Consider the following 14,927-nt stretch of genomic DNA (forward strand, 5'->3'; position numbering starts at 1 on the left):
CAAGGGGTGAAGACAATGAACTATGGAGTATATAAGTTTGGCTCTTTTAACAAAGTCAAATGTGAATGCGGGTGGGAAGGCTTGCGAGCGGATCTGAAAAAAGCTCAAGTGGTCCTCGAGCAAACGAAATGCGGCTCTATTTTAGATGCAGAAGATGTCTATGTCTGCCCTAACTGCAATTCCAGAAAGTATTAATTCCTCGAGTTACCTATCTTCAAGTATCCCATTCCCATTTGCCTACACACCTTTTTATTCGTCTGCTTATTTCTAATTTATTTTCATTCTATCAAAACGGAGATCCTGCTTTTGCGGCAGGCTCCGTTTTTCATTTGGACTGCTTCAAATGAATGCCAATCGGAGGAAGGAAAAAGCTCCTAGCAAAAGGAAAGGCGGATGCAGCTGACGGAAAGCGGCGGTCGCCTGCCTGCTTAAATAGGACGAACTTCTTGAGCTTTCGGGGCTATCTACAGAATGGTGACATCCGCCTCAAAAATATTTTCTCTCAATTACGTCCATATAAATATAGAGTTATAGTCAAAGATGGCGAATTGAGAGTTCATACTTTGATTGAAACGAAAAAATTTTATCATAACCAAACGCACCTCCGCTTTCGGGGGCGAGGAAGCTTGCAAATGAATCGTACCAGCTGCAATAAAGGGAATTAATTTCCCCTGCAGCTTCATTCGGCATATTTCTTTTATTTCGCAACAAAAACTGCTGATGTATAATAGAGAGAAGGTGGGAGGAATGGCGATGTTAATAAAAATAAGAGGCCATCATCTTTTATGCGTTCACGGATTTCAAGGAATGGGCTATAGTCCAGCGTTTATTGAGAAAATGCAAGAAATTGTGACAAAAATGAAGGATGAGCAAAGTGATTTCCGCATTGAAGTCGTGGCCGGCTTTGATGAGGCTTGTTGTTCTTGCCCCCATAAAGGGGAGTCTATCTGTGAAGCCTCCGAAGACTCTCAGATGCAGGTCATGGGGTTTGATGAAAAGGTGATCCAGCACCTGGGTATCCATAAAAATAAGACCTATCTCAAGTCTGAATTAATAGAGCGTACGGCTGAAAGAACGGAGCCGGACGATTTGGAATATTTATGCGACGGCTGTTCCTGGCTCAGTGCCGGAGTTTGTAAAGACGGAATTCGCCGGCTTAAGCAAGCGCGGCAGGCAAGGTGACACAAGGGACACTGGAGCGAGGGCTTTCGTCTTTCACCATTAGGATGTAATTAATCGATGAATGTAATGGAGGAACATAGGTATATGGTAAACACAGCAGAGAATATCTTTGGGAGCGATTATGAATCGATCGAAGTGCTGGCTGATCTGATCAGTGAAAAACTGGAGTGCCCGATTACGATAGAGGATGCCAATCATCGTATTATTGCTTATAGTCGCCACGAAGATGAAGTGGATCCGGTAAGAATCGCAACAATTATGAGGAGAAAAGTGCCGGAGAATGTCATAAACAGTCTGTGGAAGAGCGGCGCCATTCCCCAGTTATTTCAATCAGAGGAACCCATCATTATTCCTAGGATCGATCAAGTGGCGCTCGGGGAACGGGTGGCAATTTCAGTCCGCAAGCAAAATGAAGTGGTCGGTTTTATTTGGGCGCATCCGAAGGAACCTTTTTCACAGGGGAAAATTTCTATTTTGCGGGAAGCTGCTAAGGCGGTTAAAAATCAATTGCTTCAGCATCAGAAACAACGGAAAGAAACAGAAAAAAACTATCAGGAGTTTTTTTGGAAGCTATTAACGGGTCATTTCTCTCGAATGAGAGAGATTGAGGGAATGAATGAACGGCATAAGTTAAACTTGAAAGGGCCGCTTTCTGTGATCATTTTTGACTTCCCGCAGCCGATTACCCCATCATTAGAACGGCAAACGAATTATTTAGCTGAAACGATTCAGCAGCTGCAGATCATAGCCAGAACCTATGATAATACGCAAATGATCCTGTTAGTCAAGCTGTCAGAGGAGTCGCAGACTGGCTCGCTCACGCAATTCATCAACAGCTTCCTGCTAAAAATAAGTGAGCGCCAAAAAATCAACGGCATGGTATCGGGGGCTGGGAGCGTGGTCGATCAGCCGCTGTCGATCAGCCAAAGCTATCAGGAAGCATTATACGTGCTGAAGATAAAAAATCAATTTCCGCAAGCGACAGCACATATCCATTGCTTTGAGCAGCTTGGAGTGTTTCAGTTCATCGAGGAGTTAGCCGCGATTCGCAAGCAGTCGGGCTTTAAAAATCCGATGATTGCGAAGTTAAAAGACTATGATCGCACCCATCACTCTAATTTACAGGAGACGATCTTTACATTTCTTCAGCATGACGGAAATATGAATGAAGCGGCTAAAGCTCTTCACATTCATGCAAACACACTGGCTTACCGCTTAAAGAGGATTTCTGACATCGCCAATATTAATTTAAAAGATGCGAATCAGAAAATTACCTTGTTTTTAGATTTACTTATTGAACAATTAGAGAACAGTCATTTGTAAAATTGCACAAAAACATCCCCCTTATTTTTAAATTTGAAATGATGAAATATTGTTTAAATTGTCATACTATAAAGATATATTCAGGAATAGGGGGATGTTATTTATGATTATTGGGGTTCCAACAGAAATTAAGAACAACGAAAACCGTGTTGCGATTACTCCTGCGGGGGTTGTTACGCTAGTAAATGAAGGCCACAAAGTGCTTGTGCAAAAGGATGCAGGAATTGGAAGCGGTTTCACTGATGAGGAATATGAGAAAGCCGGAGCTGAGCTTATCCCATCGGCAGAAGAGGTCTGGGGTCGAGCTGAAATGGTTTTGAAAGTCAAAGAGCCTCTTGAATCGGAATACTCTTACTTTCGCAACGATTTGTTGCTTTTCACCTATCTTCATTTAGCGGCTGAACCAGAGCTGACGAAAGCGCTTGTGGATCATCAAGTAACAGGTGTTGCTTATGAAACGGTTTCCGTTAATCGCACACTCCCTCTTCTTTCTCCAATGAGCGAAGTGGCTGGACGCATGGCCGCACAAATCGGCGCTCAATTTTTAGAAAAGAACAACGGTGGCAAAGGGGTGCTTCTTGGAGGAGTTCCGGGAGTAAGAAAAAGCAAAGTTACCATCATCGGCGGCGGAATGGTGGGAACAAATGCCGCAAAAATTGCGTCGGGTCTTGGTGCTGAAGTCACAATTATTGATGTAAATGCAGATCGGCTTCGGCAATTAGAAGATCTATTTGGTTCAAGCGCACAAACCTTAATGTCCAACCCTTTCAATATTGCAGAAGCGGTCAAAGAATCGGATCTGGTAATCGGAGCCGTGCTCATTCCAGGAGCGAAAGCACCGAAGCTTGTCACAGAGGAAATGGTCAAGATGATGACCCCGGGCTCAGTTGTGGTGGATGTCGCAGTCGACCAAGGAGGCATATTTGAAACGGTTGACCGAATTACAACGCATGATCAGCCAACGTACGAAAAGCATGGCGTTGTTCATTATGCGGTTGCGAATATGCCTGGTGCCGTTCCGCGCACGTCAACGGTCGCTTTAACAAATGTCACGATTCCATACGCTTTGCAAATCGCTAATAAAGGTTTGGAAAAAGCGATCGCTGATCACGCCGGCCTAAGGCTCGGAGTCAATACATTTAAAGGGCATGTTACTTATCAAGCAGTTGCGGATGATTTAGGATATGAATACAAGACCGTCGAAGAGCTTATCTAATATTACAAACCTCGTCATATAATGACGAGGTTTTTTTAGCAGGTTTACAAACCTAACAATTGGTTTAACTATAGAATATAGAAAAGTATCGGCAAAAAATTATGCTATAATCGCCGCAAGTGAGAGAGGAAAAAGATGACGTCTATTAGCGGATTCCACAAAAATCCCTCATTCTCAATTTTTTTAAAATAAGCAAAACTTTTTCTCGGTTCTCACGTATAAACAGATAGAGCATTATGCTAAAAGAATAAATTGCCGAATTAGATATGTACATAGAGTACCCTGTGAAGGAGGGATGGAAAAGCATGTCATTGGCGAAGGTACCATATAGACGGTTATGCATCATCTTGCTTAGTTGTGTGTTATTAGCTTTTGTTTTGACCGCCTATGGGAACTGGAAGGAAGAAAAGGAACGGGCTTCTTATGTGAATCAAATGGAGCGGATTTATACAATGATGGAAGATAATTCCCAGAAAGCGCAGCAGATTGCATTAAGCAATGGTGTTCAAGGGGTGGCGATCAGCCAACAGGGAAAAGGGGTCGTTGCAGACAAAAGCAACTCATTTGCTAATTATAAAAGCAGCGAGATGATCGATAAGCTGCAAAAGAAAACAGAGCAATGCCGCCAGCTCCTGATCCAATTGCCCAAGCCGCCTCAATCGATGGCTTCTGCTTATTCGGCTTTATTAGACGCCCATATATCCTACAAACAATATGTGAAGCTCATTCTGACATCCTCAAATTCATCTGATTCTTTTATAAAGGAAGAAGAAAAATTAAAGGGTGATTTAAAAAAACGTTTAGGCAAGCTCAAGCAAATGATTAAGCAAGTGTAGCCATAGAAGCTGCAGACAGAAAGGATGGGAGAAGCAAAAGAGTAATGGCATGAGATTGGGCAAATGGAGGCCAATCCCGCGCGGCCTTATGATGTTGGAGAACGAAAACTCGAGAAAAGGCCACTTCTCAAGAAAGAAATGGCCGGTTGTGTAAAGCATGGTGCCATCTAAGCTGACTACAAGATTATTCCTTCAGTCCGGTGTTGGCTTTGACGGTTACTTCGGCAAACTTCCGGACATCGCTTTTCGCGGAAAGCACCGTGCCGATATATCCTGCTAAAAATCCGGCTGGAATCGATACAATAGCAGGATTTGTTAATGGAAAGAGCGGTTCGCCGGCAAAGATTGCTGTACCTTCTGGCCCTAACACATTCGGACTGATCACTACTAGCAATAAGGAGCTTAATAGGCCAGTGCTCATGGCCGCCATTGCGCCTGCTGTATTAAATCTTCTCCAGTAAATGGTATAAATAATCACCGGGAGGTTTGCGCTTGCTGCGACACAAAAGGCCAGAGAGACAAGGAAAGCGACATTCATAGTTTGAGCAAATAGAGCAAGGGCAATCGACAGCGCGGCGACGCTTATGGAGGCAAAGCGAGCCGCCAGCATTTGCTCTTTTTCTGTAGCGCGGCCTTTTTTGATGATCTCGCTGTAAACATCATGAGCGAAAGCGGATGCGCCAGAAAGGACCAGACCGGCAACTACTGCCAGGATGGTGGCGAAGGCGACAGCAGAAACAAAAGACATCAGCATATCTCCGCCGAGAGCTTGAGCAAGCAGCGGAGCCGCCATATTACCTGCTTCATTCGCCCCGATAATCTCTTTTGATCCCACAAAGGCAGCTGCGCCGAAACCTAAAAAGATCGTTAAGATATAGAAGATGCCTACGACCCAGGTAGCTACGACAACGGAGCTTCTTGCAGTTTTGGCATCCTTTACTGTGAAAAAGCGCATCAGGATATGAGGCAGCCCTGCAGTTCCGAGTACGAGGGCCATCGTTATCGATAACGTGTCCATTGGATTTGTGTATTGGACGCCCGGATGTAAGTACGCTTCCCCTAAAGGTGTGGCGGTTTTCATATGTGTGAACATATCAAAAATATTGAAATGGAACTTAACCAGCACGAGCAGCGATATGATCACGGTTCCAATCATAAGCAGAATTGCTTTGATGATTTGGACCCAGCTTGTCGCAGTCATGCCTCCAAACAGAACATAGATCGTCATCATCACGCCAACGATCAGAACAGCCAGCTCATAATCAATTCCCAGCAGCAGCTGAATCAGGGCGCCCGCTCCCACGAGCTGGGCAATCATATAGAATATGACGATCGTAATGGTGCTGACTGCGGCTGCCGCCCGAATTTTCTTTTCGTCAAAGCGGGCGCTGATCATATCGGCCAGCGTGTACTTTCCTAGGTTTCGCAAAGGTTCGGCTACAATATAAAGAACGACAAGGTAAGCGACGAGGTAACCGAGACTGAAGAAAAATCCATCAAAGCCGTTGAGAGCAATGGCTCCGGCGATACCGAGAAAAGAGGCGGCAGATAAATAATCTCCGGCGATGGCTAATCCGTTTTGCCATCCGGATAACCCGCCGCCGGCCGTGTAAAATTCACTGGCCGTATTCGTCCTTTTGGCCGCCCAATAGGTGATGATCAAGGTTAATCCGACGATAGCGACGAAAAAAGTCAGCCCGATTGCGCTCATTTATGCAGCTCTCCTTTTAGAGGAGCCCGCTCCTCTTTCACGATATTCTCAGCCATTTTATCAAATTGACTGGCCTTTTTGACATATACCATACAAAGCGTCCAGGTCATAATAAATTGAGAGAAAGCAAGCACCCAAACCCAAGAAATGGATCCGACAGCAGGTGCATTTAATAAGGTTGAATAAGAGGTCAATAGCGGCAGGGCAAAATAAAAAACTAAGAAAAAAACAGATAGCGGAACGAGAAACTTCTTTTTGGCTTGAACGAGCTGAATAAATTCTGGCCTCTTGGCCATCTCTTCATATTTAGTCGGCTGATGAAGCGTTTGGACAGGCTTGTGCATTGGCTGATCCATCCAATAATCCCCCTTTTAAAATAAAGAAACCGTTTACAAAATTCAGAATTATAAATTAATTTTAAAATAAATTAGCTTGAAGTCAATAAAAAGTTCATAAAATGTTCAAATAAATTCCGACACTGATTGACACTCCCCGGGGTCCAAATTATAAAATAGACGGTACTCATTTTCAATCTTTCAGCCATGTGGTATATAATAGACTGAAATAATCCAAAAAGATGGGACGGATGTTTGTGAGAGAAGGTCAACAATTAGCGCAGGCATTAACTTATTTAAAAGGAATGCCGCTGCGCTTTGTTTATGTAATGCTCAACGATTTAAATTTATGGGATGTCGTCTCCTCTAAAACGAAGGATCTCGTTTCAAAGGACAAATCGGCTCATTTTTATAAATGGATGCAAAGGGAAGCAGAGAAATTACAGGGGATAAAGGATAGCGAGCTGCAGCTGGATTTACTGCTGCAGCTGAGCAGAGTATTGAAGCTGGCAGGGCGTTCTTATCATAATTCCTATGAAATTGAGAAGCAATGTGCCGACATTACAGCAGAGGTGTTTAAGCAGCTGCAAAAAAAACATAAATCCTTTGCGGCTGTCTATGACCAATCCTACAGCAAAAACAAATTAGAATTTATTATTCATTGGGAAATGGCTGAAATGTACACGCATTTGATTGAGCAAAGGAAGGATTCCGAGAATGACAGCAGCTCCGCTGTGTGGCTTGACGAAATCATTTCGTTTCTGCAGGAGCTTCCTGACTATCAGCAGGAGCAAATTAAACAGTCATTACACCTGAGCGGCTGGTCGAAAGCTGAGCTGACCGCTGCCCTGCAGCAGGATGCTTTTGGAACCTTTACAGCGATTGCTGAAAGAGCGGGATTCCGCTTTTATAAAGTACTCCTGCAAGGCTATTCCAATCAAAGTGATGCCAATGATCTTCCTTCAGATGATGTCGCTTATTTCTCTTGGATGGCCAACCCTAATCTGCTTTTATCGTTAATTTTCAAAAGCGGAGGAATTTTGTACAGATACCAAAATTTGCTGTTTAACAAAGGGCTGCTGCCGATTGTTCTGCTTGAAGCTGCTCTTCCTTATCTGTCAGAAAGTGAGGAGGATTTCGATCAGGGGAAGTACTTAGAAGAAATGGTTCTTGTCTGGGAGAGCCGTTTTGAACAATATCGTCTGATGCTGCGGAAAGTCAATGAGTTAGTAATTCAAGGGAATGACTGGAAGGAGACGCTGGAACGTCTCCATCAAGAAAAGAAAAAAATGGAAAGCGAAGCCTATCAGACCAATGTTTATCATCAGCAATTGCTTCAAAGGCTGACACAATTATTAAAGCGGGATCCGGAGCGCCCTTACTTTGGCGAGCTCAGCGTGAAAAATAACAGGCTTCAGGAAAGCTTGATGAAAGTGACCGCTAAGCTTGATCGTGAAGCCTCTGCTAAGCGCGGGGTTGTGGGAAGGATTTCTTCTTTTGTAAAGTCGAGTTATTATCATACAGAAAAAGTCCAATTGGAAAAGAAGATCGAGAAAGTTTTTCAAGAGATGAATTCCCTTGTTTTGGAAAAATATCAAGATTATGAACCGGAGCTGGTTGAAAAAATCAATGAAACAGGAGGAAATTTACAGAAAATCCAAGATGAGATGCAGAACTTGGATGAAGAAATAACAGCCTATGAAGAGAAATTGCGGGAAGCGGCCGATCAAGAGAAAGAAGTGAGAAGCCAAATCACTGAAGCTGAAAAAAGAACCTATGGCTTATCAGAAGTGTATGAGATTGAGATGGAGAAGAAGGCGGTTCATTCCGCTGAAGAATAGAATGCTGAAAATGGTTGTCTGGAAAAAGTTGCGAAATCGCTGTTTACTCCATATCTGGTTAGGGAAAAGGAGATTGAACACTAGATATTGTGGGTGGGGTGATTGCAAACAGCTTTTATCAGACAACTTTTATTTCATTTGTATACGTTTTTTTTTAAAAGAGGCAAACTGTACATAAACCCTTGATTTCCTTCGTGATAACTTGGTCAAGACGGCTAAACAGTTGATAGAATCCCAAATGTTTGTTAGGGTTATAAGGGCTGGTACATGACTGTGAGCCAAATTTATATACTGCCCGTTCCCATGTGCATTAAAAGTAATCTAGTGAGAGAGGAGAACTTCATGAGGAAAATTTCACATGTATTTTGGTACTCAGCTGCTCTTGTATTAGTAGCAGTAATCTTCGGTGTGGCAGCGCCGAAAACGTTTGAACAAATCACTGCCAATATTCAGTCTTTTATCACCTCAACATTCGGGTGGTATTATTTAATTATCGTTTCAGTTATTGTCTTATTTTGTATTCTTTTGATTTTCAGTCCGATCGGGGCGGTTAAATTAGGCAAACCGGGTGAAAAGCCGGATTATTCTACACCGACATGGTTTGCTATGCTATTTAGTGCAGGTATGGGAATTGGTTTAGTATTTTGGGGAGCGGCTGAGCCGCTAAGTCATTTTGCCATTAATCCAGCCTCCGAGGAAGCGGGATCCAGCCAAGCGTTAAAAGAATCGATGAGATATACGTTCTTTCATTGGGGAATTCATGCTTGGGCGATCTACGCGCTAGTGGCACTCGCGCTGGCTTATTATAAATTCCGCAAAGATGAGCCGGGGTTGATCAGTGCTACATTAACGCCGATTCTTGGAGATAAAGTGAAAGGTCCGATCGGTCACTTAATTGACACCATCGCCGTGTTTGCTACCGTTGTAGGCGTAGCGACAACACTGGGATTCGGCGCATCGCAAATTAACGGAGGGCTGTCTTATTTATTTGGCATACCGATCAACTTCACGATTCAGCTTCTGATTATTGTGATTGTAACGGTCTTATTTATGATTTCCGCCATGAGCGGCTTAGGAAAAGGAATTAAAATTCTCAGCAATACGAATATGGCGCTGGCTGTTTTGCTTCTTGCCCTAATGCTTTTTGTCGGACCAACCTTGCTCATTTTTAATCTGTTTACAGATACCATTGGCTCGTATTTGTCTAATATCGTAAAGATGAGCTTTCAGATTGCTCCGTTGGAAGAAAGCCAACGCTCTTGGATCAACGGCTGGACGATTTTCTATTGGGCATGGTGGATTTCTTGGTCACCGTTTGTCGGAATTTTCATTGCCCGCGTATCCAAAGGGCGCACAATCAGAGAATTTTTAATCGGTACACTCGTTATGCCTGCTTTAGTTAGCTTCTTTTGGTTTTCCGTATTTGGTGTCTCAGCGATGGATTTGCAAATGTCAGGCACCATTGACCTAACCAAGAATGCAACGGAAGAAGTGCTGTTCGCTGTCTTTAGTGAATTGCCTTGGTCTACTGTTTTATCGTTCGTCGCGATCACTTTAATAGGAACGTTCTTTATTACTTCCGCCGATTCGGCTACGTTTGTATTAGGTATGCAAACGACTAACGGATCTTTAACCCCGCCAAACCGCGTAAAATTAACATGGGGGATTGCCCAATCACTTGTCGCTATTATTCTGTTGTATAGCGGGGGATTGACCGCTCTGCAAAATGCGTTAATCATTGCGGCGTTTCCTTTCTCGATTATTATGATCTTAATGATGGTGTCTTTGTATAAGTCATTGTCGCAAGAACGGAAGCAAATTTTAAAATCCCTGCGTCCTCACAGACCTCATAAAAAGTAAGTCTTCAGACCGATCGCCCTGTTGGCCGCAGGGCGGTTTTTTTAAAAGACAATATGAAAAACTTGCAGATTTTCCAGCCATTCTCTAATATAAGAGCGGATGAAATTTTTTTAGAGGAGATTATGATGGCGAAGAGGAGATTGAAAAAGTCAGTAAAACGAACGATGATTTTGATGGCTTTTATTTCATTGGGAATGAGTTTATATATTCTATTTAACTGGCAGCAGCCGCCTGTGCAGGAAGAGGCGGCAATTGATATTCCAGAGAAGTTTCTCCCAATCTACAAAGCCGCTGAAAAAAAATACGGTGTTCCATGGCAGCTTCTCGCTGCCCATCATCGGGTGGAAACAAAGTTTTCGGAAATGGATCCGCTCTTATCACCGGTTGGCGCTGAAGGTCATATGCAGTTTATGCCTTGCAGCTTTGTCGGCTGGAAGCATCCGAGCTGCAGCGGACTTGGAAAGGGAGATATTCCAGAAGAAGAAAAAAAGAACCCTGCAGTTATTAAAAAGTACGGCGGTTATGGAATTGATGCCAATGGGGACGGGGTGGCGGATCCGTATAATATAGAGGATGCCATCTTCAGCGCCGCGAATTATTTAAAGAAGCATGGAGCGGCTGACGGCAATCTGGAAAAAGCCATTTTTGCATATAACCACAGCGAGAAGTATGTCAATGATGTGCTGAATTACATGAATCAATATAAGAAGCAAAGCCGGTAGGGGCTAAGTGAAAAAGAAAGCAAATTAGAAGCAATAAACGGCTCCGCACAATCATGATCAGTGCAGCCGTTTTTTACCGGCGGCTGTGCTTCCCTGGAGCTAGAGAAAGAGCGGACTTCCGCATTCTCCTATGATCAGGCGGATGCCAGAAAGGCCAGCCCGCAGTATGGTTAGAAGCAACAAGCAGTTTCGGGGATCGTTTCTTATACAGCGGGTGGCTTATTCCTATTTTCCCGCAGAAGGCTCCCGCTTCAAGGAATGTGCAGGGCGCAGCCTAAAGGGTTATTATTTTGTACATAATTATATGTGGATATAGGGGCCGCCTAATAAGTCCCCAAAATAAAAAAGGCGGGGAAAAACAGCTCGTTTTTCTCCGCCTCTTTTTGCCGTTTTTTTATATGCCGGCTGCTTTCAGAAAGTTGCGGTCTAAAGCTGCAATTCCAAATTCGGTGTGCTTCTTGTCGATCTCCCGCAAGGAAAATCTGCGGAACGGCCGGTTGCCCTTCATTTGACCGAGCGCACTTTCAGGTTCGGCTTTTCGCCAGGCAAGATCGTATCATTCACCGCAAATGCAAGGGCTGTTTTGGCTTTTGCTTTCATTTTTTCACCAATCGTGTTCAATACTCTTTTGTATGGCAAAATAAAAGTACACAATATTGCAGAAATAGGTTGAGGCATGGGCGGGATCTTTGGCTTGAGCTTTTCTTCAAAGCGTGTGTTGGATTTTTTCCATAAATGAAAGAAGGGCCGTCACAAAAAGTCAGTTTTCAGTAACTTTCTGGGCATCGCCTTTTCTGGCTGTCTCATTTTTTAGATAGAGTGGAATAGAGTTAACAGCGATAAGACCAACTGGTGATGCGACACCGGCCCAGTAAAGCAGCTTTTCCACTCACAAACGGCCGCTATGACAAGGTATTGGATTAATGTTTTGACAGTCCGTTCCTGTGCAGTATCTTCATCGGAAATAAATTTTTGAATCAAGTTCGGGAACATGGTATTCTGTTCCATAGGGATGCCTCTTCTCGTGAATGTTTGGTAGCACATCCATTTTACAAGAAGGTGTCCCTTTTTATTGTCTTTTTATGGGGAATTATGCATAATTAACCGCGTGAATAACTTATTTAGAAAGTCAGAGGGTTTGTGAATTTTGAAAAGATTATTGTATTTCATATGCATGTGCGTTTTCGTCTTAAATATTTCTGGATGCTCCAATGCTGGTCAAGGACACAACCCAGATTACAAAAGAGTGGAGGTTGAATTAGCCCAGTCATATGACGGCGATACAATTGCTGTAATTTATAAGGGCCATCGAGAAAGTGTCAGATTTTTGCTGGTAGATAGTCCTGAGACTTCCCATCCGCGTCTTGGTGAACAGCCCTATGGCAAGAAAGCTAAAGAGTTTACCAGAAGTTTAGTAGAAAATGCACAGAAGATTGAATTAGAATTTGACATCGGACCGCAAAGAGATAAATATAATCGGCTATTAGCCTATGTTTATGCTGACGGAAAAATGATTCAAGAAGAATTATTAAAGGAGGGTCTGGCCAGAATAGCCTATGTTTATCCGCCGAATACTCGCTATATTGATCCATTGAATGAATTTCAGGAAAAAGCACAACGACAAGGAATTGGTATTTGGCAAATTGAAAACTATGCACAAAAAGACGGTTTTCACCCTGAATTTGAAGAGAGGCAGGATACTGAAGATGGAGCTTCTGAAGATTGCCAAATCAAAGGCAATATGGGTTCTTCGGGAAAAATTTATCACACCCCAAACTCTCCTTGGTATGAACAAACCAAACCGGAAGTAATGTTTTGTACGGAGGAAGAGGCAGTAAAGGCTGGTTTTCGTCCTTTAAAACAATAAGAATGGGTTCTAGCCTGGCTATCCCACCCGCCATCTCAAAAACGGGTATCTAAGACGAGGAGGGGAAACTGTGAGTGAAAGTATACTCATTATAGAAGATGAAATAGGATTAATTAAAATGCTAAAACGATTGTTAGATAAGGAAGGATTCCAAGAGATCTATCAAGCGGAATCGGGTGCTGAAGCATTGAGTAAGGTTAAGGAACATGAGATTGGTCTAATATTGCTCGATGTCATGTTACCTGATACAAACGGTTTCGATTTGTGTCAGCAAATCAGAGAAATCTCAGATGTTCCCATTATCTTTTTAACAGCACGCACTACTGATATGGACAAATTAACTGGATTTTCTATGGGTGGCGATGATTATATAACGAAACCTTTCAACCCCCTTGAGGTCGCTGCCCGCATTAAGGCCATCTTACATCGGCAAAGACGAACAAAGCTGGAAGCGCCGCAAGTGTTCCGAACAGACCGTTTTGTTCTGCATTATGACCAAGCAAAGTTAATCGTAGAAGGAAAAGAAGTAAATTGCCCGGCTAAGGAGTTCCAATTACTTAAATTCATGTGTCAGCATCCCAATCAGGTTTTTAGCGTAGACCATCTATATGAACATGTTTGGGGAGATTATAGCATTGTAGGGAAAGAAAACACGGTCATGGTCCATATTAGTCGCCTGCGTCAAAAAATTGAAAAAGATCCCAAACATCCAGAGTGTTTAAAAAACGTCAGAGGTTTAGGTTATATGCTAAATGCCGAAAACCAAAGGAGTCCCCAATGAAATTAGAAACTAAAATCTCATGGATACTAATAATAATTCTTCTAACCATGGGGGCTGTTTTTTTTATAACCGGTTTTTCAGTACTCAGCTTTTTGAGCATTCCTTTGGGAATTGATGGACTAGTGACCTATATTTTATTCCCGCTGCTAATCATTGGTGTGCTTACTTGGTTTGGCTTCGTTATCGACCGCCAAATTAGGAAGCCTCTTTTCTTCTTCATACGCTGGATTGATCAATTATCACTTGGGGTCTTTAAAATGCCCGACACAATAAAGAACTTCTCTTTCAATAAGATGAGGGTAAGTCCATTTTGGGAACTTAAATTAAAGCTGGACGGTTTAACACAGCAGCTTAATGCGGCAGAGAAAGAACGAAAAGAACTTGAAGAAACGCGAAAAAACTGGACCTCTGGAGTGACACATGACTTAAAAACGCCGTTATCATACATTAAAGGTTATGCAGCCATGCTTCGTTCCGAGCATAAATGGGATGAAGCAGAAATTAAGGAATTTGCTAAAATTATTGAAGAAAAATCATTATATATGGAACAGTTAATTAATGATTTAAGTGCTGTTTATGAGTTTGATAAAATGCAAATCCCTTTGAATTTGCGCACTGCAAATCTAGTCGCTTTTGTGGAAAATGTCTTGAAAGATCTTCGTCAGTATCCGATGGCCGATGACTATCCCATTCATTTAAACGTCAAGGATGAAGGCGATATTTTATTATCTTTCGATCAGACATTATTAAAAAGATCATTAGAAAATTTCATTATGAATGCTATTTATCATAATCCTCGGGGAACAACGATTTCTGTTTCCATTGAAACAACAGAAGGTTCGGTCCTAATAGGAATTAAAGACGATGGCATCGGCATGGATGACAAAACTATTCAACAGTTATTTAATCAATATTACCGAGGTACGGCGACGGACAAATCTCCTCTTGGCTCTGGACTAGGTATGTCTATTGCCAAGCAGTTTATTGAAAAACAAGGGGGACAGATTAAAGTCGAAAGTGAACTGAATAAAGGGACAGAGATCAATATTTTATTTCATTGCTAAAATTAAGATTCTGTTAAGACACCATTGAAATGGTGTTTATTTTTTTGCCCTATACTATGTATAGAAATTGATAATCCGCAGCGAGCCATTCATTACGGAATTGAAAGGAATGAATGAAATGATAAAACTTTTATATAAGCGCATGAAGACAGCCTTGAATCCGGTTATCAAAGGGATGTTCACCAGGCT

The 14,927-nt window shown here is 42.5% G+C and carries 15 protein-coding genes; 11 read left to right on the forward strand and 4 right to left on the reverse strand.

The features are described 5' to 3' along the window. Window positions 1-15 precede the first annotated feature (15 nt). From CEF20_RS06420 to CEF20_RS06440, 5 genes are all read left to right on the forward strand, one after another. Window positions 16-195: a hypothetical protein gene (locus CEF20_RS06420; RefSeq protein ID WP_100331023.1), complete on the forward strand. Its 180-nt coding sequence runs from the start codon at window positions 16-18 to the stop codon at window positions 193-195. 612 nt (window positions 196-807) lie between these two features. Continuing rightward, on the forward strand, window positions 808-1,182 hold the full coding sequence (locus CEF20_RS06425; protein ID WP_332849200.1) for a DUF1284 domain-containing protein: 375 nt from the start codon (window positions 808-810) through the stop codon (window positions 1,180-1,182). A gap of 57 nt (window positions 1,183-1,239) precedes the next feature. After that, the gene (locus CEF20_RS06430) at window positions 1,240-2,505 is read left to right on the forward strand and encodes a PucR family transcriptional regulator (RefSeq protein ID WP_100331025.1); all 1,266 of its coding nucleotides are present in this window, start codon (window positions 1,240-1,242) and stop codon (window positions 2,503-2,505) included. A gap of 103 nt (window positions 2,506-2,608) precedes the next feature. Beyond that, the gene (gene ald / locus CEF20_RS06435) at window positions 2,609-3,721 is read left to right on the forward strand and encodes an alanine dehydrogenase (RefSeq protein WP_100331026.1); all 1,113 of its coding nucleotides are present in this window, start codon (window positions 2,609-2,611) and stop codon (window positions 3,719-3,721) included. A gap of 305 nt (window positions 3,722-4,026) precedes the next feature. Continuing rightward, window positions 4,027-4,557 carry a hypothetical protein gene (locus tag CEF20_RS06440; protein WP_100331027.1) on the forward strand — a complete coding sequence of 177 codons (531 nt, stop codon included), beginning with the start codon at window positions 4,027-4,029 and terminating at the stop codon, window positions 4,555-4,557. A gap of 184 nt (window positions 4,558-4,741) precedes the next feature. Here the strand turns inward: CEF20_RS06440 and CEF20_RS06445 are convergent, their stop codons facing one another. Continuing rightward, on the reverse strand, window positions 4,742-6,268 hold the full coding sequence (locus CEF20_RS06445) for a solute symporter family protein (protein WP_100331028.1): 1,527 nt from the start codon (window positions 6,266-6,268) through the stop codon (window positions 4,742-4,744). Further along, window positions 6,265-6,624: a DUF485 domain-containing protein gene (locus CEF20_RS06450; RefSeq protein WP_232713385.1), complete on the reverse strand. Its 360-nt coding sequence runs from the start codon at window positions 6,622-6,624 to the stop codon at window positions 6,265-6,267. The genes CEF20_RS06445 and CEF20_RS06450 overlap by 4 nt, the downstream gene beginning before the upstream one ends. A 236-nt stretch (window positions 6,625-6,860) precedes the next feature. Between CEF20_RS06450 and CEF20_RS06455 the strand changes: the two genes are divergently transcribed. The 3 genes from CEF20_RS06455 (at window position 6,861) to CEF20_RS06465 (ending at window position 11,026) form a co-directional block, all read left to right on the forward strand. Then, the gene (locus CEF20_RS06455) at window positions 6,861-8,444 is read left to right on the forward strand and encodes a hypothetical protein (protein WP_157796205.1); all 1,584 of its coding nucleotides are present in this window, start codon (window positions 6,861-6,863) and stop codon (window positions 8,442-8,444) included. A 342-nt stretch (window positions 8,445-8,786) separates the two neighbouring features. Next, window positions 8,787-10,304: a glycine betaine uptake BCCT transporter gene (locus CEF20_RS06460; RefSeq protein WP_100331030.1), complete on the forward strand. Its 1,518-nt coding sequence runs from the start codon at window positions 8,787-8,789 to the stop codon at window positions 10,302-10,304. Window positions 10,305-10,498: 194 nt separating this feature from the next. After that, on the forward strand, window positions 10,499-11,026 hold the full coding sequence (locus CEF20_RS06465) for a lytic transglycosylase domain-containing protein (RefSeq protein WP_408607804.1): 528 nt from the start codon (window positions 10,499-10,501) through the stop codon (window positions 11,024-11,026). Window positions 11,027-11,530: 504 nt separating this feature from the next. Here the strand turns inward: CEF20_RS06465 and CEF20_RS17285 are convergent. Beyond that, window positions 11,531-11,665 (reverse strand): hypothetical protein, encoded by a 135-nt coding sequence (locus CEF20_RS17285; protein ID WP_269799214.1) that lies wholly within the window; start codon window positions 11,663-11,665, stop codon window positions 11,531-11,533. 171 nt (window positions 11,666-11,836) lie between these two features. Then, window positions 11,837-12,034, reverse strand: a complete 198-nt coding sequence (locus tag CEF20_RS06470) for a hypothetical protein (RefSeq protein WP_100331032.1) — start codon at window positions 12,032-12,034, stop codon at window positions 11,837-11,839. 139 nt (window positions 12,035-12,173) lie between these two features. On the opposite strand from CEF20_RS06470, the gene CEF20_RS06475 reads away from it, so the two are divergent. From CEF20_RS06475 to CEF20_RS06485, 3 genes are all read left to right on the forward strand, one after another. Further along, the gene (locus tag CEF20_RS06475) at window positions 12,174-12,893 is read left to right on the forward strand and encodes a thermonuclease family protein (RefSeq protein WP_232713386.1); all 720 of its coding nucleotides are present in this window, start codon (window positions 12,174-12,176) and stop codon (window positions 12,891-12,893) included. Window positions 12,894-12,963: 70 nt separating this feature from the next. Next, window positions 12,964-13,674: a response regulator transcription factor gene (locus CEF20_RS06480; protein ID WP_100331033.1), complete on the forward strand. Its 711-nt coding sequence runs from the start codon at window positions 12,964-12,966 to the stop codon at window positions 13,672-13,674. Then, the gene (locus tag CEF20_RS06485; RefSeq protein ID WP_100331034.1) at window positions 13,671-14,738 is read left to right on the forward strand and encodes a sensor histidine kinase; all 1,068 of its coding nucleotides are present in this window, start codon (window positions 13,671-13,673) and stop codon (window positions 14,736-14,738) included. Before CEF20_RS06480 ends, CEF20_RS06485 begins: the two co-directional genes overlap by 4 nt. Window positions 14,739-14,927 lie beyond the last annotated feature (189 nt).

Origin of the sequence: Bacillus xiapuensis, assembly GCF_002797355.1 — a bacterium.
In the GTDB taxonomy this organism is placed as follows: Bacteria; Bacillota; Bacilli; order Bacillales; family Domibacillaceae; genus Bacillus_CE; species Bacillus_CE xiapuensis.

Excerpts from the sequence above, each read along its gene's own strand:
- CEF20_RS06450 (WP_232713385.1), bottom strand. The coding sequence starts at position 6,624 with ATGGATCAGCCAATGCACAAGCCTGTCCAAACGCTTCATCAGCCGACT.
- CEF20_RS06465 (WP_408607804.1), top strand. The coding sequence starts at position 10,499 with ATGAGTTTATATATTCTATTTAACTGGCAGCAGCCGCCTGTGCAGGAA.
- CEF20_RS06425 (WP_332849200.1), top strand. The coding sequence starts at position 808 with ATGGGCTATAGTCCAGCGTTTATTGAGAAAATGCAAGAAATTGTGACA.
- CEF20_RS06420 (WP_100331023.1), top strand. The coding sequence starts at position 16 with ATGAACTATGGAGTATATAAGTTTGGCTCTTTTAACAAAGTCAAATGT.
- CEF20_RS06460 (WP_100331030.1), top strand. The coding sequence starts at position 8,787 with ATGAGGAAAATTTCACATGTATTTTGGTACTCAGCTGCTCTTGTATTA.
- CEF20_RS06445 (WP_100331028.1), bottom strand. The coding sequence starts at position 6,268 with ATGAGCGCAATCGGGCTGACTTTTTTCGTCGCTATCGTCGGATTAACC.
- CEF20_RS06430 (WP_100331025.1), top strand. The coding sequence starts at position 1,240 with ATGAATGTAATGGAGGAACATAGGTATATGGTAAACACAGCAGAGAAT.
- CEF20_RS06470 (WP_100331032.1), bottom strand. The coding sequence starts at position 12,034 with ATGGAACAGAATACCATGTTCCCGAACTTGATTCAAAAATTTATTTCC.
- CEF20_RS06485 (WP_100331034.1), top strand. The coding sequence starts at position 13,671 with ATGAAATTAGAAACTAAAATCTCATGGATACTAATAATAATTCTTCTA.
- ald (WP_100331026.1), top strand. The coding sequence starts at position 2,609 with ATGATTATTGGGGTTCCAACAGAAATTAAGAACAACGAAAACCGTGTT.
- CEF20_RS06440 (WP_100331027.1), top strand. The coding sequence starts at position 4,027 with ATGTCATTGGCGAAGGTACCATATAGACGGTTATGCATCATCTTGCTT.